This window comes from Paracoccus sp. MA (assembly GCF_020990385.1).
Taxonomy (GTDB): Bacteria; Pseudomonadota; Alphaproteobacteria; order Rhodobacterales; family Rhodobacteraceae; genus Paracoccus.
Window position 1 is genome coordinate 533,192 of record NZ_CP087599.1, and the last position, 19,649, is coordinate 552,840.

General features: G+C 70.0%; 20 protein-coding genes. 15 read left to right on the top strand and 5 right to left on the bottom strand.

Annotated features, from left to right (window positions below; translation table 11 throughout):
* Positions 1-11: 11 nt before the first annotated feature.
* From LOS78_RS21390 to LOS78_RS21400, 3 genes are all read right to left on the bottom strand, one after another.
* The gene (locus LOS78_RS21390) at positions 12-1,745 is read right to left on the bottom strand and encodes a BCCT family transporter (protein WP_230378662.1); all 1,734 of its coding nucleotides are present in this window, start codon (positions 1,743-1,745) and stop codon (positions 12-14) included.
* Positions 1,746-1,953: 208 nt separating this feature from the next.
* Positions 1,954-3,000, bottom strand: a complete 1,047-nt coding sequence (locus LOS78_RS21395; protein WP_230378663.1) for a sulfotransferase — start codon at positions 2,998-3,000, stop codon at positions 1,954-1,956.
* A 22-nt stretch (positions 3,001-3,022) separates the two neighbouring features.
* Positions 3,023-3,613, bottom strand: a complete 591-nt coding sequence (locus LOS78_RS21400; RefSeq protein ID WP_028714252.1) for a TetR/AcrR family transcriptional regulator — start codon at positions 3,611-3,613, stop codon at positions 3,023-3,025.
* Between the two features lie 91 nt (positions 3,614-3,704).
* Here LOS78_RS21400 and LOS78_RS21405 point away from each other — a divergent pair, with 91 nt between their 5' ends.
* The 4 genes from LOS78_RS21405 to LOS78_RS21420 are packed head-to-tail and all read left to right on the top strand — an operon-like array spanning position 3,705 to position 7,670.
* Positions 3,705-4,691: a 3-oxoacyl-[acyl-carrier-protein] synthase III C-terminal domain-containing protein gene (locus tag LOS78_RS21405; RefSeq protein WP_230378664.1), complete on the top strand. Its 987-nt coding sequence runs from the start codon at positions 3,705-3,707 to the stop codon at positions 4,689-4,691.
* Positions 4,691-5,623, top strand: a complete 933-nt coding sequence (locus tag LOS78_RS21410; RefSeq protein WP_028714250.1) for an NAD(P)-dependent oxidoreductase — start codon at positions 4,691-4,693, stop codon at positions 5,621-5,623. Before LOS78_RS21405 ends, LOS78_RS21410 begins: the two co-directional genes overlap by 1 nt.
* Positions 5,611-6,393, top strand: a complete 783-nt coding sequence (locus tag LOS78_RS21415) for an MBL fold metallo-hydrolase (protein WP_230378665.1) — start codon at positions 5,611-5,613, stop codon at positions 6,391-6,393. The genes LOS78_RS21410 and LOS78_RS21415 overlap by 13 nt, the downstream gene beginning before the upstream one ends.
* A complete protein-coding gene (locus tag LOS78_RS21420) occupies positions 6,390-7,670 on the top strand; it encodes a F390 synthetase-related protein (RefSeq protein WP_230378666.1) in 1,281 nt (426 codons plus the stop codon). The genes LOS78_RS21415 and LOS78_RS21420 overlap by 4 nt, the downstream gene beginning before the upstream one ends.
* A 632-nt stretch (positions 7,671-8,302) precedes the next feature.
* Here LOS78_RS21420 and LOS78_RS21425 read toward each other — a convergent pair.
* A complete protein-coding gene (locus LOS78_RS21425; RefSeq protein ID WP_230378667.1) occupies positions 8,303-8,560 on the bottom strand; it encodes a hypothetical protein in 258 nt (85 codons plus the stop codon).
* Between the two features lie 334 nt (positions 8,561-8,894).
* Between LOS78_RS21425 and LOS78_RS21430 the strand changes: the two genes are divergently transcribed.
* From LOS78_RS21430 to LOS78_RS21460, 7 genes are all read left to right on the top strand, one after another.
* On the top strand, positions 8,895-9,980 hold the full coding sequence (locus tag LOS78_RS21430) for a sensor histidine kinase (protein WP_230378668.1): 1,086 nt from the start codon (positions 8,895-8,897) through the stop codon (positions 9,978-9,980).
* Between the two features lie 262 nt (positions 9,981-10,242).
* Positions 10,243-10,767 (top strand): Hsp20 family protein, encoded by a 525-nt coding sequence (locus LOS78_RS21435; RefSeq protein WP_230378669.1) that lies wholly within the window; start codon positions 10,243-10,245, stop codon positions 10,765-10,767.
* A gap of 261 nt (positions 10,768-11,028) precedes the next feature.
* Positions 11,029-11,709 carry a phosphatidylserine decarboxylase gene (locus tag LOS78_RS21440; protein WP_230378670.1) on the top strand — a complete coding sequence of 227 codons (681 nt, stop codon included), beginning with the start codon at positions 11,029-11,031 and terminating at the stop codon, positions 11,707-11,709.
* The gene (pssA, locus tag LOS78_RS21445) at positions 11,709-12,452 is read left to right on the top strand and encodes a CDP-diacylglycerol--serine O-phosphatidyltransferase (RefSeq protein ID WP_028714244.1); all 744 of its coding nucleotides are present in this window, start codon (positions 11,709-11,711) and stop codon (positions 12,450-12,452) included. The genes LOS78_RS21440 and pssA overlap by 1 nt, the downstream gene beginning before the upstream one ends.
* A gap of 9 nt (positions 12,453-12,461) precedes the next feature.
* Positions 12,462-13,082 carry a class I SAM-dependent methyltransferase gene (locus LOS78_RS21450; RefSeq protein WP_230378671.1) on the top strand — a complete coding sequence of 207 codons (621 nt, stop codon included), beginning with the start codon at positions 12,462-12,464 and terminating at the stop codon, positions 13,080-13,082.
* A gap of 39 nt (positions 13,083-13,121) precedes the next feature.
* On the top strand, positions 13,122-13,505 hold the full coding sequence (locus tag LOS78_RS21455) for a DUF4186 domain-containing protein (protein WP_230378672.1): 384 nt from the start codon (positions 13,122-13,124) through the stop codon (positions 13,503-13,505).
* Positions 13,502-13,975, top strand: a complete 474-nt coding sequence (locus tag LOS78_RS21460) for an aminoacyl-tRNA deacylase (protein WP_028714241.1) — start codon at positions 13,502-13,504, stop codon at positions 13,973-13,975. The genes LOS78_RS21455 and LOS78_RS21460 overlap by 4 nt, the downstream gene beginning before the upstream one ends.
* 66 nt (positions 13,976-14,041) lie before the next feature.
* Here LOS78_RS21460 and LOS78_RS22175 read toward each other — a convergent pair whose 3' ends face one another.
* Positions 14,042-14,329, bottom strand: a complete 288-nt coding sequence (locus tag LOS78_RS22175) for a transcriptional repressor (protein WP_371824728.1) — start codon at positions 14,327-14,329, stop codon at positions 14,042-14,044.
* Positions 14,330-14,489: 160 nt separating this feature from the next.
* Between LOS78_RS22175 and LOS78_RS21470 the strand changes: the two genes are divergently transcribed.
* From LOS78_RS21470 to LOS78_RS21485, 4 genes are all read left to right on the top strand, one after another.
* Complete coding sequence (locus tag LOS78_RS21470) at positions 14,490-15,722, top strand: SRPBCC family protein (RefSeq protein ID WP_230378673.1); 1,233 nt, start codon at positions 14,490-14,492, stop codon at positions 15,720-15,722.
* A gap of 5 nt (positions 15,723-15,727) precedes the next feature.
* Positions 15,728-16,756, top strand: coding sequence for a hybrid-cluster NAD(P)-dependent oxidoreductase (locus LOS78_RS21475; protein ID WP_230378674.1), 1,029 nt, complete (start codon positions 15,728-15,730; stop codon positions 16,754-16,756).
* Positions 16,757-16,867: 111 nt separating this feature from the next.
* On the top strand, positions 16,868-18,451 hold the full coding sequence (locus tag LOS78_RS21480) for an NAD(P)/FAD-dependent oxidoreductase (RefSeq protein WP_230378675.1): 1,584 nt from the start codon (positions 16,868-16,870) through the stop codon (positions 18,449-18,451).
* Complete coding sequence (locus tag LOS78_RS21485; protein WP_230378676.1) at positions 18,438-19,631, top strand: FAD-binding oxidoreductase; 1,194 nt, start codon at positions 18,438-18,440, stop codon at positions 19,629-19,631. The genes LOS78_RS21480 and LOS78_RS21485 overlap by 14 nt, the downstream gene beginning before the upstream one ends.
* Positions 19,632-19,649: the final 18 nt, after the last annotated feature.

A 19,649-nucleotide genomic window follows, 5' to 3' on the forward strand; every position in this document is an offset into this window, starting at 1 on the left:
GCGCGGCCGGGTCAGGCAAGCTCTCGCCGTTCCCCGATCAGGCCCTTGACGATGGCCCAGCAGGCGCCCAGCAGCACCAGCGTGAAAGGCAGCCCGGTCGAGACCGCCATCGCCTGCAGGGCCGTCAGCCCGCCGCCCAGCAGAAGCGCGATGGCGACCAGCCCCTCGAAGCTGCACCAGAAGATGCGCTGCGGCATCGGCGCGTGGATCTTGCCGCCCGCCGCGATGGTGTCGATCACCAGCGACCCCGAGTCCGAAGAGGTCACGAAGAAGACGATGACCAGGATGATGCCCACGAAGCTGGTGATCGCGGTCAGCGGCAGCTGCGACAGCATCTGGAACAGCTGCAACTCCAGCGCCGCCTCGGTCACGCCGGAAAAGCCCGCCAGCGTGACCGAGATCGCCGTGCCGCCGAATGCGGTCATCCACAGCACCGAGATGATCGAGGGCACGATCAGCACCGCGACCAGGAACTGCCGCACGGTGCGGCCGCGGCTGACGCGGGCGATGAACATGCCGACAAAGGGCGACCAGCTGATCCACCAGGCCCAGTAAAAGGCCGTCCAGCCCTGCCGGAAATTGTCGTCGTCGCGCCCGAACGGGTTCGACAGCGGCAGGATGTTCGCGGCATAGGCGCCCAGGTTGCCGAAGAAGCCGCTGACGATCTGGGCCGTCGGCCCGGCGAAGATCACGAAGCACAGCAGGATGAGGGCCAGCACCATGTTGATTTCGGACAGGCGCTTGACGCCCTTTTCCACGCCCAGCACCACCGAGGTTGTCGCCACGGCGGTGATCGCGATGATCAGCACGATCTTTGAGGTGTCGGTGGCGCTCCAACCGAACAGGAAGCCGAAGCCGGCCGAAGCCTGCTCGGCCCCGATTCCCAGCGATGTGGCCAGCCCGAACAGCGTCGCCATCACCGCCATCACGTCGATGACATGGCCCGGCCAGCCCCAGATCCTGTCGCCGAAGATCGGATGAAAGACCGAGCGCAGCGTGAGCGGCAGCCCCTTGTTATAGGCAAACAGCGCCAGAGCCAGCGCGACCACGGCATAGATCGCCCAGGGGTGCAGGCCCCAGTGGAAGATCGTCGCGGCCATCGCCAGCCGGCGGGCGGCAAGCTCATCCCCCGCCGCGCCGTCCAGCGGCGCCCAGTCGGTGCGCAGCCCGCCCTCGACCACCGGTCCGCCCAGGGCGGCGGTGAAATGACCCAGCGGCTCGCTGACGCCGTAGAACATCAGCCCGATCCCCATTCCCGCGGCGAACAGCATCGAGAACCAGCCGGTCAGGCTGAAATCGGGCCTGGCTTCGGGCCCGCCCAGCCGGACCGAGCCCAGAGGCGACAGGATCAGCCCCAGGCTGAGCAGCACGAAGACATTGCCGGCGATCAGGAAGAACCAGTCGAACCGGCCGGTCACCATGTCCCGCAAGCCGCCGAAGAATGGCCCGAGCACGGCGGGAAACATCAGCGTGACGGCGGTGAACAGCACCACCGTCGCGGCCGAGATCATGAAGACCGGGTTGTGGATGTCGAAGGCGACCGGCTTGACGCCCTCGATATTGTCCTGGCCGATCTCGTAATCGGTGGTGATGATCTCGGTCGGTCCTTCGGGCTGCGGCAGGGCCTCGATGCTGGTATCGGGGTCGTGATGGCCGGCCAATGCCTCCTGTTCTCGCAGGAGGTCGCCGGGATCGTCCTCGTGGCCTTGGCCGATGGGTTGGTCCTGTGGGGGTGTCTGTGACATGCGTCCCTTTCTCTTTTGCGGATCGATCGGGCGCCGAAGACTTCGACTCGGCGCGAAAAGCGCCTGAAGGACCAAAGTTTCCACAATTTTCCCGCGAATGCCATCCCGCAACCGTGATCCGCGCTGGCGATTGCGCGGTCCCGGGATGCCCCGGCGCCATCGCTTCGCGGGGGGTGGCGTGCCAAGGCCGCCCGCCGGCCGTTGCGGATCACCCTTGCAGGCGGGCGGCCCCGGCGGACAAGCCCGAGGCATAGGCGGCCAGCGCCGCTTCGCCGGGGGCGCAGGCGCGCTCCAGCTCATGGCGCTCGTCGGCGGACAGGGCGGCAAGGCGCGACGGGCGCTGCTGCGGCATGCCTGCCGTCCGGTCCAGCCATGCGGCGGGCGCGCCGGCGTCCAGATGCAGCCCCAGCCTTTCGATCCAGATGCCCGGTTCCCGGCACAGATCCTCGTAGCGCAGGATCAGCGGGCGGGCGCCCTGCAGGCCCCGCAGGCCGCGGACCATCACCGCCGACCAGAAGGCCCCGGTCTCGGCAAGGCCGGGCCGCTGCGAGACGATGCGGCGGACGCCGGAACGCCCGCCGACCGCGGCGACCAGCGGCCACAGCGCGCCGCGCCCGAAATGCCGGCGCGGGTGCAGCAGGTCGAGGCCCAGGGGCCCGAGCCGCCGCCAGCACCAGATCGCCAGCCGTGCCGCCGGATAGTCGCGCATCGACAGCGCCGTCTCGGGCCCGCTGCGGGTCAGCAGCACCAGCGCCGCATCGGGAAACATGCCGCGCAGCGTCGCCGCGGCGACGAGAGAGCCGCCCGACCGCTCGGCCCAGATCCTGCGGCCGCCGATCTGCTGCGCCATCGCCTGGAAAAGCGCCCGGTAATGCGCGGCCAGCGGGGCCTGGGGCCGCCGGCGCATCTGCGCGGCCAGCGCATCGAACAGGGCGTCGGGGTCGCGGCTCAGATGCGGCAGCGCGACGGCAAGGATCGGCGGGCAATGCCAGGGGTCATGCGCGGGCTGCGGAACCCGGCCGTAAAGGAATTCGGACGGCGCGGCATCCGGATTGGCCACCTGCGACATGGCGCGCGACGGCGTGGCCATCTGCGCCCAGAACCGTGCCCCATCCAGATGCGCCGGGCGAAAGGCGTTATGCCCCGCGGCGGCGAAAAGCTCCGAGACCGACAGGACGGCCGGATGTGCGTTCAGGATCTGCGACACCAGGGTCGAGCCGCAGCGGGCCGAGCCCAGGATCAGCGCGCCGCGCATGGCCGGTGCCGCAGCGCAGGCATCACTCGGCCCCGGCGCGGATGGCGGCGATCATGCGCTCGACCGCCGCATGCGCCAGGTCCATGGGCTTTTGCTTGGTGATGAGGTCCAGCCGGTCGATGGCCGCCAGCGCCACGATGCCATGCACCGAAAGCAGCAGCTGCTCGGCCAGCAGGCGCGGGTCGCCCTTGGGCTGCAAGGCCGCGACCGGCTGGGTGATGCGGCCGATCAGCCCGTCGATCTGCGCCAGATACCAGTCGGGAAAATTGTTCGAGATGCGCGGTCCCTCGAACAGCGCCCGCCAGACCGCGCGGCGATCCAGCATGAAGGTCACATAGACCTCGGCCAGCGCCAGCAGCCGCGCGCGCGGATCGGTCTCGCGCACCGCATCCACGGCGATGGCCAGATCGACCAGCGCCTGCCGGTTCACCTCCTGCAGCACCGCGCTCATGCTGTCGAAGAGGTTGTAGATGGTGCCGGGCGTGGTCTTGACCGCACTCGCCAGGGCGCGGGCGGTCAGCGCCGCCGGTCCGCCCTCTTCCAGAAGCAGCTTGGCCGCCTCGATCGTGCGGGTCCGCAGGGCGTCGTGATCGTATTGTCTGGGTCTGGCCATGGCGTTCCTGAACTGTGTTCAAAAATATGCTTGACAGGAATCGCCGCGCTTGTCAACGTTAATGAACATTGTTCAGTAATGGTGCCTCAAGATGCCTCCGATCAACCTCACGATCATCGGGACCGGCAGCTACCTGCCCCGCACGGTCCTGCTTTCGACCGATATCGACGACCGCATGGGCTGGGCGCAGGGCGAATGCGAAGCGCGCTTCGGCATCGCCTCGCGCCATGTCGCCATGCCGGACGAGACGACCTCGTTCATGGGCGCCGAGGCGGCGCGCCGGGCGATGGAGATGGCCGGCTGCGCGCCGCGGGACCTGGACATGATCCTGGGCGCCTGCGGGGTGATGGAACAGCCGATCCCCTCGACCGCGACGCTGGTGCAGGACCGCCTGGGGCTGGGCCGGTCCGGCATTCCGGCCTTCGACGTGAATGCCACCTGCCTCAGCTTCCTGCAGGCGCTGGACCTTGCGGCGATGCATGTCCAATGCGGCCGGGCGCGGCGGGTGCTGGTGTTTTCCTCGGACATCGCTTCGGTCGGGCTGGACTGGAAGCGGCCCGAGGCCGCGGCGATCTTCGGCGACGGCGCCGCGGCGGTGGTGGTCGAGGCGGGCGGCAAGGGCGCGGTTCTGGCGCATGATTTCCAGACCTATGCCCATGGCCATGACGCCTGCGTGCTGGCGGCCGGCGGCACGCGGGTCAATCCGGCCCGCGGCATCGCGCCGGGCGAGGACCGCTTTCACATGGACGGGGGCAAGGCCTTCAAGCTCGCCTTGCGCTATCTGCCGCGCTTTCTGCAAAGGCTGCTGAAAAAGGCCGATGTCGGGCTGAACGGCATCGGCTGCGTCATCCCGCATCAGGCCAGCGCGCAGGCGCTGCAGCACGCGACCCGCAACCTGTGGCTGCCGCCCGAGCGGGTGATCGACATCTTTTCCCGCGCCGGCAACCAGATCGCCGCTTCGATCCCGACGGCGCTGGATCATGCGGTGCGCTCGGGGCGGCTGGTGCGCGGGGATACCGCGCTGCTGATGGGGACCTCGGCCGGGATCTCGCTCGGCGGCACGCTGGTGCGGTTCTGATGCGCGCGCTGGTGACAGGGGCCAGCGGCTGCCTGGGCCGCGCCTTGGTCGAGCAATTGTCGCTCCATGGCTGGGATGTCGGCACCACCGCGCGCCAGCCCGTGGCGCTGCCCGGCTTTCGCGCCGCCGATCTGGTCCGCGCCGATCTGGGCCCGCTGCTGGACGGCATCGACGTGGTATTCCACTGCGCCGCGCTGAGCTCCGCCTGGGGCACGCGGGAGGAGTTCCATGCCGCGAACGTGCTGGCGACCCGGCGGTTGCTGGAGGCCGCCGAAAGGGCAGGGGTCATGCGCTTCGTCCTTGCCTCCTCGCCCAGCATCTATGCCGACGGCACCGACAGGCTGGACCTGGCCGAGGATGCGCCGCTGCCGGCCCGGCCGCTGTCGCTTTACGCCGAAAGCAAGCGCGAGGCCGAGCGGATGGTGCTGGCCCATGCCGGTGCCATGGCCTGCACGGCGATCCGTCCGCGCGCCATCTACGGCCGCCACGACCGGGCGCTGCTGCCGCGCCTGATCGAGGCCATGCGCCGCGGCCGGGTGCCGATGATCCGCGGCGGCCGGGCGCTGATCGACCTGACGCATCGCCACGATGCGGCGCGGGGGATGATCCTGGCCGCCTCGGGCCCGCGCGGCGGGGTGTGGAACATCACCTCGGGCGAGGCTTTCCGGTTCCGCGACCTGGCCGAGATCATCGCGCATCGCGGCGGGCTGCGCCTGCGCGGCATGCCGTTGCCGCACGGGCTGGCGCGCTGGCTGGCCGGGGCCTCCGAGAGGCTGGCGCGGATGCGCGGCGGGGCCGAGCCCCGGCTGACGCTGCAGGCCGTGGCCTCGCTGGGCAGCAGCCTGACGCTGGACATCTCGGCCGCGCGCCGGGATCTGGGCTATCGGCCGCGGGTGGGGTTCGAGGAAGGGGTGGCGGAATGCTTCGCCTGACCACGCTGAAGATCGGCGAATGCCGCGCCCCGGCCTGGGCTGCCGGGCTGCCCGGCCCAGGCTTTGCGCGGTTTCCGGCGCTGGCGACGCTGATCCAGACCGAAAGCGCCTGCGTGCTGGTCGATACCGGCTATGGCCCCGCCTTTTTCGCCGCAACGCGCGGCTTTCCGGCGCGGTTCTATCGCTGGCTGACCCCTGTCCGGCTGCCGGGGCAAGAGCAGTTGCTGCGCCAATTGCCGCGCCTGCCGGATCTGGTGTTCCTGACCCATATGCATGCCGACCACAGCGCCGGGCTGATCGACCTGCCGGCTGGCATTCCGGTCATGGCTTCGGCCGCGGCGATTGCCGAGCTGCGGACGCTCGGCGATCTGGCCAGCCTGCGCGCTGCCTGCCCGCCGCTTCTGCGCGACGCGATCCTGGCGCGCGATCCGCAGAGGGTCGAGGCGCGGCCGGCGGTCCCCACCGGCCTGCCCGAATTCCCGCAAGGCCACGACCTGCTGGGCGACGGTCGGCTGATCGCCGTGCCGCTGCCCGGCCACGGCACCGGCCAGATGGGGCTGTGGCTGCCCGGGGCCGCGCGCTTCCTGGTCGCCGATGCCGCCTATGGCCGGGCGCCGTTGCGCCGCAACCGGCCGCCGCCCGGCCCGGTGCTGGCGCGCCTGGGCGATGCCGCCGCCTATCGCCGGACCTTCGCGCGGCTGCGCGCCCTGATGCAGCGCCGTCCCGACATCGCCATCGACCCGTCGCATTGCCCCGAGACCGCACCATGAGCCTGACCGCCTTCCTGCACAGCCGCCATGGCCGCGGCTTCGCGTCTCGCGCCCGGATCGAGGCGCATCACGCCGCCGCCTTCCGCCGGTTCCGCGCGCAGGTCATGCCGCGCTCGCCCTTCTATCGCGGCATGGCCGACCTGCCGCTGGAGGCGCTGCCGCGCATGGACAAGGCGCGGCTGATGGCGCATTTCTCGGCCATCAACACCTGCGGCATCGACCGCGACAGGGCGATGCAGATCGCCATCCGCGCCGAGGCCAGCCGCGATTTCCGCCCGCTGATCGGCGATGTCTCGGTCGGGCTGTCCACCGGCACCTCGGGCCAGCGCGGGCTGTTTCTGGCGACGCCGCGGGAAAGGCGGCTCTGGGCCGCGATCATGCTGGGGCGCTACTGGCCGGAACTGTGGCGGCGCCAGCGCGTGGCCTTTTTCATGCGCGCCGACAATGCGCTGTATCGCAGCCTGTCGAATGCGCTGGTCCGCTTTGCCTTCTTCGACCTGCTGTCGCCTTTCGAGGCGCATCTGCCCCGGCTGGCCGAACTGAACCCCAGCGTGCTGATCGCGCCCGCGCGCATCCTGGCGCTGCTGGCCGAACGGCAGGCGGCGGGCGGGCTGGCCCTGGCGCCGCGCCGGGTGATCTCGGTCGCCGAGACGCTGTCGCCCGAGGATGCGGCGCTGATCGAACGCGCCTTCGGCATTCGCGTCGATCAGGTCTATCAGGCGACCGAGGGCGTTTTGGCGATGACCTGCCGGCTGGGCCACCTGCACCTGAACGAACGCTGGCTGCGCATCGACCGCGACGTGATCGACAGGGCGACGGGCGCGTTCTGTCCGATCGTCCACGATTTCACCCGCGAAAGCCTGCCGATCCTGAACTATCGGCTGGACGACGTGCTGATCCCCGATCCCGAGCCTTGCCCCTGCGGCTGCGCCAGCCAGCGCATCGCCCGGATCGAGGGCCGCGAGGACGACATGCTGTGGTGGACCTCGGCCACGGGTCCGCGTCTGGTCACTTCCGAGGCGATCCGCACCGCCATCGCCTGCCTGCCGCAGGCGCTGCGCGACTATCGGGTCATCCAGCGCGGCGCGGTGCTGCATCTCTGGCTGGACGGCGCGGCTTGGGGAACCGAGGCGGCGCTGCGCACCGGCCTTGCCGCCATGGCGCGGCGCCTGGGCTGCACCTTGCCCGAGCTGGCCTTTCACCACGGCCTGCCGCCCGAAACCGGCGCCAAGCGCCGCCGGATCAGGGTCGAGCCGGAGACGCCGGTTTCCCGGTGACGGCATCGGACTGGCCGGCGGGGTGCGCCGGGCTTTGCGCGCAGATGCGGCCCCGGGGATCGAGAATCGCGAGACCAACCTGGTTTCGGGTCCGGTCATGGCGGGCAGGGTGTTGCAGGGCGCCTTGGCCCGCCGCGCGGACCTGCAGACGATCCGGGCGGCGGCGCTACGCCGATGTTCAGCACCTATTTCTGGCGGCCCGTAACCGCGTCGTTGCGGTGGACGGCGGGGGCCCGAGCTGGTTCAGCCTGTTCGCGGCGATCACCGCCGGTCCTTTCTGCGCGCGGTCGGAATTGCCGGCTCGCCGGCCGGGCTTCGGTTTGCAAGCAGCCGGCTGGTCTGGGGCGTGCTTTGAGCTTCATGCATTTCCTGCTGCTGGCGCGCTGGGGCGGCGATCCTGCGCGTGACCGCCTAGGTGACGTTGCTGGCCGCAGGACCTTGCCAGCCGCCCGCGCATACCGCCCGGACCGGCATCGCAAGGCGCCAATGACCGGCGCCCGAGCCCCCTCCGGCTGCCGGTTCTCCCTTGGCCAGCCGCGGGGTCGGGCCTGAAAGGCGCCTGCGACGCTCTCCCCGCCGGGCATGGTTCCGGTCGCCCGGCCCTCAGGACAGGTGGCGGCCGCGCCGGTGGTTCATTCCGCCGGCTCCGCAGGCGGCGGCGCGGTTTCGGGCGGCGCGGTTCCGGTTTCGGTACCGGTGCCGGCGGGGGCGGGCTCGGTGATCTCGTCCACGGGGCCCGGCACCTGGCCGGGGATCTCGGGATTGCTGGTCTCGTCGTCGAACCACCACAGGAAGGCGGCGATCACCACCAGCACGACGGCGATGATCCAGATGATCGGGACAAGGTGGCGGCGTTTCTGCTTTTCCAGATTCGTGCGTGGTGCGGACATTGCGGGTCTCCTCGTGATGTATCGGACGTCCCTCGGCTTGCATCGGGAAAGGAACCTGCCGGAGGGCCAGGTTGTTCCCTCTGCGGATTGGCGCGGAGGGCGCGGCCCGATCCGGCCAAGCGGCGGCAGGGCGCATGTTGCGCCGGGTTCGCCAAAGGCTGTGCCGCCGGGCGGAACCGTCCCCACACCCGCATCGGCCGCGTCCGACATTCCTGTGACCCGCCCTCCGGAGGCGGTCCGGCCCCTGCCTGCGCAACCCGGGCGGGGGTTGTTGCGTTGCGCCGGGACGAACCCGGCGGCGGGACTGGCGCGGGCGGCACGGAAAGGTGGGGGAATGGGCGGTTCGGTGCATTTTCTGGACGGCGGCGGAGAGATGGCCCGGGCGATTCGCGCCCATGACTGGAGCAGAAACGAGCTTGGCCCGCCCGACGGCTGGCCCTCGGCGCTGAAGATCGCGGTCGGCATGGCGCTGAACTCGAAATTCCCCAAATGCATCGTCTGGGGGCCGGGGCTGGTCTCGTTGTATAATGACGCCTTCCGGCCGATTCTGGGCGACAAGGGGCATGTGCTCGCCCGCTCCTTCGCCGATATCTGGCGCGAGGCCTGGCCCGAGATCGGCCCCATCGCCAAGCGCGCCTATGCCGGCGAGGCCACCTTCATCGAGGATTTCCCGCTGGTCATCGACCGCTACGGCTATCCCGAGCAATGCCATTTCACCTTCTGCTACAGCCCGATCCGCGACGAGACCGGCGTGGTGCGCGGCATGATCGACACGGTGATCGAGACCACCGGCAAGGTCGAGGCCAGCCGCCAGATGCGGCTGCTGAACGGCGAGCTTGGCCACCGGATGAAGAACACGCTGACGGTGGTGTCGGCCATCGTCAACCAGACGCTGCAGACCCATTCGGGGCAGGAGGCGCGCGCGGTGCTGCGCCAGCGCATCGGTGCGCTGGCGCAGGCGCAATCGCTGCTGACCCAGTCCCATGCGCTGGATGCCGAGATCGGCGCCGTGGTGGAACAGGCGCTGCTGCCGTTCCGCAGCGGCCAGCGGCGTTTCCGCATCGCGGGCCCTCCGGTGCGGTTGTCGGCGAAGCAGGCGCTGACGCTGGCGCTGGCGCTGAACGAGCTGGCGACCAATGCGCTGAAATACGGTGCGCTGTCGGTGCCGGGCGGCATGGTCGACCTGCATTGGAGCGGCGGGCGGCCGGGCAGCGCCGAGCCGTTCCGGCTGGTCTGGGCGGAAACGGGCGGCCCCCCGGTCGCCCCCGGCCCGGCGCGGGGCTTCGGCTCGATGATCATCGAGCAGGCGCTGGCGCAGGATTTCATGGGGGAAAGCGTGATCCGGCTGGAACCCGGCGGGCTGCGCCACGAATTGCGGACGCGGATGTGCCATATGGGCATGGACCCGGTCGCGGAATGACCGGATCGCGGCGAGAGCGGGGCGCCGCGGCAGCCGGGCCAGTCGCGCCGAAGCGCCCCGGCGGGCCGGTCGGGATGCCCGAAGCGGCGCCCGGCATCCGCCCGCGGCCCCGCCGCCGGTGCCGGCGCGGCCAGGGGACTTGAATCCGGCCGATCCGGTCCTAAATCGCCTGTTGCGGGCTGCCGGGTCCGGGGTCCGCCTGCCGGGCGTCTTCCGGCAAGATCAAATGCTTGTACCCATGTTGCTCAAGGAGGATGTGGCTATGAGAACCACGTTTGACTTCACCCCGCTCTTCCGGTCGAGCGTCGGATTCGACCGGCTTCTGAACGCCCTCGAAACCGCCTCGCGCGCCAATGCGGCGGAAAGCTGGCCGCCCTATGACATCGCCCGGGAGGGCGAGGACAGCTATCGCATCAGCATGGCCGTGGCCGGTTTCCGGCAGGACGACCTTTCGCTGACGCAAGAGCGCAACATGCTGATCGTCACCGGCCACAAGGAAGGCGACGACAAGGCCGAATACCTGCATCGCGGCATTCCCGTCCGCGGCTTCGAGCGGCGCTTCGAACTGGCCGATCACGTCAGGGTCGAGGCGGCGGAACTGCATGACGGGCTGCTGACCATCACCCTGCGGCGCGAGATCCCCGAGGAGATGAAGCCGCGGCGGATCGAGATCGCCTCGCCCAGGACGGTGCAGGCGGCCGAGCAGAAGCGCATCGCCTCGGACAAGCCCGCGGAGAAGGCGTCGGTCACGCCCTCCGGGAAGGCGGCGGAGACGGCTGCGGCCTGATTCCTGCGCCGCTCGGCCATCGCGGTTTCGCGTGATCGGGCCGCCGGTGCCCCCGCAGCGCCTGCGCGGCGCTGCGCGCGTCTGGGGCGGGAAACCGTGATCCCGCCGGTCGGCGCCCGCAGAGCCGGCGGCTTCATGCCGGCCCTCGTCAGGGGTTGATCGCGCATCCGCAAGGGCCACATGTATGGCAGGCTGCGCTATTGCGCGCCGGGCCAATCCCATTATGACTGGCGCGGCAGCTCAGCCCCGGGGAGAAGCCAGATGCGCATGCGCGACACCTTCATCAAGCCGATGCACCGCGAGGGCGTCCGTTTCGTGGCGATCTTTGCCGCCGTGACGCTGGTGCTGTTCCTGCTGTGGGAGCCGCTGGGCTGGATCGGCGTCGGCCTGACCGTCTGGTGCTATTACTTCTTCCGCGACCCCGAGCGGGTGACGCCCGCCCGTCCCGGCCTGGTGGTCAGCCCGGCGGACGGCGTGGTCTCGCTGATCGAGCCCGCGGTGCCGCCGGCCGAGCTGGGCATGGCCGACGCGCCCCTGACCCGGGTCAGCGTGTTCATGAGCGTGTTCAACTGCCATGTGAACCGCAGCCCGGTGGCGGGCGAGGTGGTCTCGGTCGCCTATCGGCCCGGCAAGTTCTTCAACGCCTCGCTGGACAAGGCCAGCGTCGACAATGAACGCAACGGCCTGCGCATCCGCATGCAGGACGGCCGGGAACTGGCCGTGGTGCAGATCGCCGGCCTGGTCGCGCGGCGCATCGTCTGCTTCGTCAAGCCCGGCGACCGGCTGCGCACGGGCGAACGCTTCGGCCTGATCCGCTTCGGCTCGCGGCTGGACGTCTACCTGCCGCCGGGCGTGGCGCCGCTGGTCGAGATCGGCCAGACCATGGTCGCCGGCGAGACCGTCATCGCCGAACTGCTGCAGGCCGAGCGGGCGGAGGCGTGATGGAACAGCCCACCGGCCCGCAGACCGAATTCTCGCTGGTGCAGCTGCTTCCGAACATGCTGACCATCATCGCGGTCTGCGCCGGGCTGACCGCCATCCGCTTCGGGGTGCAGGGCGACTACATGCCGGCGGTGCTGCTGATCATCGGCGCGGGCATCCTGGACGGCATCGACGGGCGCATCGCGCGGCTGCTGGGATCGTCCAGCAAGATGGGGGCCGAGCTGGATTCGCTGGCGGATTTCCTGAATTTCGGCGTCGCACCGCCGCTGATCCTGTATTTCTGGGCGCTGAAGGACATCCGCAGCCTGGGCTGGATCTGCGTTCTGGTCTTTGCCGTCTGCTGCGTGATCCGGCTGGCGCGGTTCAACGTTTCGAGCAAGTCCGAGGAGGCGCATCGCGACAGCGCCTATTTCGAGGGCATCCCTTCGCCTGCCGGGGCGCTTCTGGTGATGCTGCCGATGTATCTGTCCTTCGCCTTCGCCGACCGGCCGGTGCTGCCGCAGATCGTCATCTGCCTGCACATGATCCTGGTCGGCCTGCTGCTGATCAGCCGGATCCCCACCTGGTCCTTCAAGACCACGAAGATCTCGCGCGAGAACGTCAAGTTCTTCCTTGTCGGCGTGGCCTTCATCGGCGCCGCGCTGCTCAGCTTTGCCTGGATCACGCTGATCGCGCTTTGCCTGGGCTATGCCGTCATGGTGATCTGGGCCTGGATCGACCGGGACCGCCCCTCAAGCCGATAAGGAACGGCCATGGATATCGAAGCCATCCAATCCTCCTATTCCCGCTGGGCGCCGATCTATGACCGGACCTTCGGGGCGGTGACCCATATGGGCCGGCGCCGGGCGGTGGACTACATCAACCGCCGCGGCGGCAGCGTGCTCGAGGTCGGGGTGGGCACCGGGCTGTCGCTGGAACATTACGGCCCGCAGATGCAGGTCACCGGCATCGACTTCAGCCAGGACATGCTGGACAAGGCCATCGCCAAGGTGCAGCGGCTGGGTCTGAAGCAGGTGCACGCGCTGCGGCAGATGGATGCGCGCAAGCTGGATTTCCCCGACGGGAGTTTCGACACCGTGACCGCGATGCATGTGCTGTCGGTGGTGCCCGAGCCGGAAAAGGTGATGGCCGAGATCGCGCGCGTCTGCCGGCCGGGCGGCAAGGTGGTGATCACCAACCATTTCGCCCGCGAACGCGGCGCCCTTGCCGCGCTGGAGCGGGTGTTCGCGCCGCTGGCCAACACCATCGGCTGGCATTCCGATTTCCCCATCGACCGGGTGCTGCAAGAGCGGTCGCTGGTCCTGGAAGAACGCCGGAGCCTGCCGCCGCTGGGCATGATGACCTTCCTGGTGCTGGGCAAGGTCGCGGGCTAGGGGCTTTCCGCCGCGCGCCGGGGCGGCTATGTCCGGGATATGACGGCGCAGAACAAGATCCTCGACCGGCTGGCCCGCTCGGCCTTTCGCCGCCGCTTTCGCCTTGGCCCGAAAGAGCGCGCCTATGCCGATGCCAAGGGGCGCGAGACCATCGCCGCCCATGCCCGCGATTTCGTCGCCGCCCGGCTGGCGCCCGCCCAGCCGCAGAACGACGGCCGGCAGACGCCGATGCGCGGCCATCCGGTCTTTATTGCCCAGCACGCCACCGCCTGCTGCTGCCGGTCCTGCCTGGGGAAATGGCACGCCATCCCGCCGGGCCGGGCGCTTGGCGATGCCGAGCAGGCGCGGATCGTGGCGCTGCTGATGGGCTGGATCGACCGCGAGATGGGCTTTGCGCCGCCGCGGGACGGGACCGCCGGATGAGCACCGGCACGCCGGCCACGCAATTCCTGCGCCGGGCGAAGCTGGGCTTCCGCGCGGTCGAATACCGCTACGACCCGGGTTCCGAGCGGGTGGCGCTGCAGGCGGCCGAAGCCATCGGCCTGCCCGCCGGGCGCTTGCTCAAGACGCTGATGGTCGAGGTGGACGGGCGGCCCGCCTGCGCCGTCATTCCCGGCGACCGCAGCCTGTCGATGAAGCGCGTGGCCGCGGCCTTCGGCGGCAAGACGGCGACGATGATGCCGCCGGACAAGGCCGAGCGGCTGACCGGCTATCGCACCGGCGGCATCAGCCCCTTCGGCCAGCGCCGCCCGGTGCCGGTGATCTTCGAGGCCGAGGCCATGGGCTTCGACGAGGTGGCGGTGAACGGCGGCAAGCGCGGGCTGCTCTTGCTGCTGTCGCCGCGCGCGGCGCTGACCGCGCTTGGCGCCCGGGCCGAGCCGCTTTCGGCCTGAGAAACCGTTGAAGCGACGGGCGATCAAGGCCTGTCCGGTCTTGGATATACCCATGTTTTCGTGACTTTAGCCGCGAAGGGACGGCAAGTTCGCCCATTTGTCAGGGCAATTGGCAGCCATCGAAGTTTTATCAGGCAACAAAAACTCGATATTGATGAAATGGTCGTGATGTCCGGAACCGCTGGTTTCGAAGCGCGCGCGTCCGTCGGCGAAGCTGTGGCGCTCGATCAGGCCACAGCTTTCCAGTGTGCTGACCGTTCGATAGACCGTAGCGATGGAGATCCCGGTGGCCCATGCGGATCGTTCATGCAAGGCGCGACCTGTCGCCGGATGCCCCCGCTGACGGCTGTCCACCCCTTCCCTTCGGGCGACGGCACCAGACCTTTTCGCGGCCCGTCGGAAAGCTGACGGCCGATGTCGCATTGCTGCTGCGCCGGAACCAGGGCGCAGGACAGGATGCCCGCGAATGCCGAAATGCGCCCCCATGGGAAGGGTTATCAAGAGGTTAGCGAGAATGCTGAAAGAACGGATAGCGGGTTTGCTCGCGCAGCGCCGGCCCGGCCATTCCCTGCCCCGCGACTTCTATGTCGATGACGAGATCTTTCGCGCCGACATGCAGGTGGTGTTCGAAACCGACTGGATCTTCGCCTGCAACGTGGTCGAGATTCCGCGCCCCGGCGACTACCTGACGCTGAAGGTCGGCGACAATCCCGTCGTCGTGCTGCGCAACCGGGATGGAGAGATCGCCGCCTTTCACAACAGCTGCCGGCATCGCGGCTCGCTGATCTGCCAGAAGGAAAGGGGGCGCGCGAACCGTCTGGTCTGCCCCTATCACCAATGGGTCTACGAGCTGGACGGCAGCCTGATCAATGCCCGCCAGATGCCCGAGGGGTTCGACAAGGCGGCGCACGGCCTCGCCCCGATCCATGTCGAGGTGATCTGCGGCATGGTCTATATCTGCCTTGCCGACGAGCCGCCCTCGCTGGCGCGGTTCCGCGCCGGGGTCACGCCCTATATCGCCCCGCACATGCCCGACCGCACCAAGGTTGCCTTCACCTCGACCATCGTCGAGGAGGCGAACTGGAAGCTGGTGATCGAGAACAACCGCGAATGCTATCACTGCGCCGGCAACCATCCCGAGCTGCTGGTGACGCTGGTCGAATTCGCGCTGCCCGACGATCCGCTGGTCAAGGCGCAGTTCCAGGGGCTGATGGACCGCTCGGCCGCGCGCTGGGACGGGCTGGGGCTGCCGCACAAGCCCGCCGAGGGCGGCAACGAGTTCCGCTGCATCCGCCTGCCCTTCAACGAGGACTGCCTGTCCTTCACCATGGACGGCAAGCCCGCCTGCAACAAGCTTCTGGCCGATTTCACCGAGCCCGATCTGGGCTCGGTCCGCATGTTCCGGGTGCCGAACAACTGGAACCACTTCCTCTCCGACCACATCCTGCATTTCCGGGTCCTGCCGCTGTCGGCGAACCGCACCGAGGTGCGCACCACATGGCTGGTCCACGAGGATGCGGTCGAGGGCGTGGATTACGACCTGCAACGCCTGACCGAGGTCTGGCTGGCCACCAATGACGAGGATCGCGTGCTGGCCGAGAACAACCATCGCGGCATCCTGTCGCGCGCCTACCGGCCCGGCCCCTATGCGCCCTCGGAATTCATGCTGAACAATTTCTCGGAATGGTATGCGGGCAAGATGGGCGATTTCACCGGCGGCCCGCAGGCGCGGATCGCGGCGGAGTAAGGCGCATGGACATGCAAGCCCCTTCGGCGGCCCTGCTGTCGCTGTCCTGCATCGCCGTCCGCGACGAAACGCCCACCGTCAAGACCTTCCGCCTGCGTGCAGATGGCGGCCCGGTGGGCTTCACCCCCGGTCAGGCGCTGGTGGTGAAGGTGCCCCTGCCGGGCGGCCCGGCCTGGCGCAGCTTCACCATCTCGGGCGGCACCGGGGGCGATCTGGAGCTGACGATCAAGGCGCAGGCGCCGGGCGGCGCCACCCGCTGGCTGCATGAGAACCTGCGCGAGGGCAGCGGCATCGAGGCCCGCCCCCCGCGCGGCGCCTTCACGCTGGGCCTGCGCGACAACGACCGGCTGGCCTTCGTCTCGGGCGGCTCGGGCGCCACGCCGATGATGGCGATGCTGCGGCAGCTGGCGGATACCGATCCCGAGGCCGACCTGGCCTGGTTCCACGCCGCCCGCGATCCGGCCGAGGTGCTGTTTGCCCGCGAACTGGCCGAATTGCAGGCGCGGATGCCGAACTTGGCGGTGGCGATCAGCGTCAGCCGCCCCGGGCCGGGCTGGTTCGGCTATCGCGGCCGCGTCAGCCGGGGGCGGCTGGCGAGTGCCATCCCGGATCTGGGCCGGCGACAGGTCTTCTGCTGCGGGCCGCAGGGCTTCATGCAGGAGGTCCGGCTGATCCATGCCGCCGAGGGCGGCGCGCGGGCGCAGTTCCACACCGAAAGCTTCGGCGGCGTGGCCCCCGCCGCTGCGCCCATCGCCGAAGCCGCCCCCGAAGGCCCCGGCTTCGGCCTGACCGTGAACGGCCGCGCCATCGGCATCCGCGCCGACGAGACGCTGTTGCAGGCCAGCCTGCGCCAGGGCGTCGTCATCCCCTGCGGCTGCGGCGAAGGCATGTGCGGCACCTGCATGGTGCAGCTTGTCTCGGGCCGGGTCGACAGCCGGCCGAATGGCGGGCTGACGCCGGAAGAGGCGGCCGAGGGCTATGTGCTGGCCTGCTCGACCCGCGCCGCGTCGGATGTCGAGATCAGGCTGGCCTGACCCCGGATCACGGTCGGATTTCTTTCCCTTCGGGTCGAAAACCTGCTGCCGGCCCGGCGGGCTTTACACCAAGGATGGCCCTGCCGCGATGCAGTCACCAGAGGACGCAAGATGACCACAGACCCCCGATCCGTCGCCGGCAAGCGCCTTGAGATCGCGGAGCGGACCCAGATCCTGGTCGTGGGCGCCGGCCCCGCCGGAATCGCCGCCGCCCGCCACGCCCATCAGGGCGGCGCGCAGGTGATGCTGGTCGACGAACATCCCGTGCCCTTCGAGACCATGGGCGAAAGCGTCCCGCAGATCTGGGGCGGCCGCATGGGCGGCGCCATTCGCAACCGCAACGCCATGACCGAGCGGATGCTGGAAGCCCGCCCCGATCTGGTCGAGCTGTTCGAGGCCGGCGTCGACATCCGCCTTGGCACCGCCTGCTGGGGGCTGTTCGCCAATCAGCCCAACCTGGGCTGGATGCCCGGCCTGGTCGCCGGCCTGGTGGACGAGGAACAGGGCAGCCATCTGGTCGGCTTCGATCAGGCGGTGGTGGCGACCGGGCGGCGCGACATGGGGCTGGCCTTTCCCGGCTGGGACCTGCCCGGCGTGCTGGGCGCCGGCGCCGCGCTGATGCTGGCGTGGCTCTATGATGCGCTGGACAGCCGCCGCGCGGTCATGCTGGGCTCGAACCCCGAGGCGCTGCTGGCGGCGCTGGACCTGATCGACGCGGGCGTGACCATCGCCGCCGTGGTCGAGCAGGCCGAGGCCGCCGCCGCGCCCGAGGATCTGGTCGCGCGCATCCGCGCCGCCGGGGTCGAGATCGTCACCGGCGAGGCGCCGCGCGGCGTCACCTCGGACGCGGATGGCGTCACCGGGCTGGTGCTGCGCAACCGCACCATCGCCTGCGATTCCGTGCTGCTGGGCGTGGGCGCGGTGCCGATGATCGACCTGCTCCACGCAGCCGGGGCGCGCTGCGCCTTCGACAACGATCGCGGCGGCTTCGTGCCGCTGCTGGGCGCGGGGGGCGAAACCAGCCTGCCCGGCATCCGCGCCGCGGGCGACTGCGTGGGGATCTGGCCCGCGAAATCCGCCGATCCCGCGCTGGCCGAGGCCGAGGGGCGGCTGGCCGCCGGGGCCGCGCTGGCGGCGCTGGGGCTGGCAGAGGCTCCGGTCGATGCCGCCCCGCAGCCCGCACCCGCCGCCGATCTGGGCGCATACCGCAAGGCCTGGGTCCGCTCCTCGGTGGTGGAGGCCGTGGCCGACATGCCGGTCTGCCAATGCGAGGAGGTCACGGCGCGCGAGATCCTGGATGTCAGCCCGCCGCGCTATCTGAACGCGCCGCATCTGCCGAACCTGACGCGCAGCCTGACCGAGATCCTGGGCGAGGGTCCGCCCGATCCCGACCAGATCAAGCGGCTGACCCGCGCCGGCATGGGCCCCTGTCAGGGCCGCCGCTGCCGCGAGCAGATTCAGGCGCTGCTGGCCTTGCAGGAGGACCTGTCGCTGGGGGTGGTGCCGCTGGCCGGCTATCGCAGCCCGGTCCGCCCGCTCAGCCTGGCCGCCGCCGCCCTGCCCGAGGATCCCGCCATCGCCGCCGCCTGGGATTCCTGGTTCGGAATGCCGCGCCAATGGGTCCCTTTCTGGGATGTCGAGGACCATTACACGGTCGCCGCGCTTGCGACGGAGAAGGAACATGTCAGCGAATAACCCCATTCCCGGCATCGACGCCGGCGACGACAATCGCGGCGCCTCGGTCATCGTGATCGGCGGCGGCGTCACCGGCCTCTCCACCGCCTTCTGGCTGGCCGAGGCGGGCGTGGACGTGCTGGTGCTGGAACGCGGCATCGTCGGCTGGGAGGCCTCGGGGCGCAATGGCGGCGGCTGCTCGCATCACCACAGCCCGCTTTTCGCCGAGGAACAGCGGCTGTGGCCGATGATGGACGAATTGCTGGGCTATCCGACCGAGTTCCGGCCGAACCGCATCCGCATCGCGCTGACGCCCGAGCAGTTCACGCTTTACGGCCGCGCCGCTGCCAATGCCCGCAAGCAGGGCTTCCGCGCCGACGACCTGGACGCGCAGACGGTGCGCGATCTGGTGCCGCTGGCCGGGGACAATGTCCATGCCGGGCATTACTATCATTTCGGCGGCCATGCGAACCCGCACCGCACCGTGCAGGCCTATGCCTGGGCGCTGTGCGACCGGGGCGGGCGGCTGCGCCAGCATGTCACCGTCACCGGCTTCCGGCGGCAGGGCGGCCGGGTGACGGCGGTCGAGACCGACAGGGGTGTCTTTGGCTGCGACCATCTGGTCATCGCTGCGGGGCCGCAGACCGGCCGGCTGGCCGCGATGCTGGAGGTCGCCATCCCCATGCGCGCCGCCCGCGCCGAGATGATCGTGACCGAACCCCTGCCGCTCATGCCGCTTGGCGGGATCGACGGCAATGGGCTTTATGGCCGCCAGACCCTGCGCGGCAACCTGGCCTATGGCGGCGGCCCGCATGAATGGGTCGAGACCGAGGAACAGCCGGGCGGCCCGCGCCCCTCGACCCCGCTGGCGGGCAGCATCGCCCGGCGCGTGGCCGAACTGCTGCCCAAGGCCGCCCATGCCCGCGTCATCCGCAGCTGGTCGGGCATCATCGAGAACACCCCCGACGGCCGCCCGGTCATCGACCGCCCGGCGCCGTGGCAGAACCTGACCGTCGCCACCCTGTCCGGCGTCGGCTTCGGCCTGTCGCCCGCCTCGGGCCGGGCGCTGATGCAGCTGGTGACGCAGGGGCATTGCGATTTCGCCGATCTCTCCAGCCTGCGGCTGGCCCGCTTCGACCGGCTGGAGCCCGACTGGGACGCGCTTCAGGGCTGGCTGCCCGCCGCGATGGCCTCGGCCTGATGGGACGGGCTTGAAGCG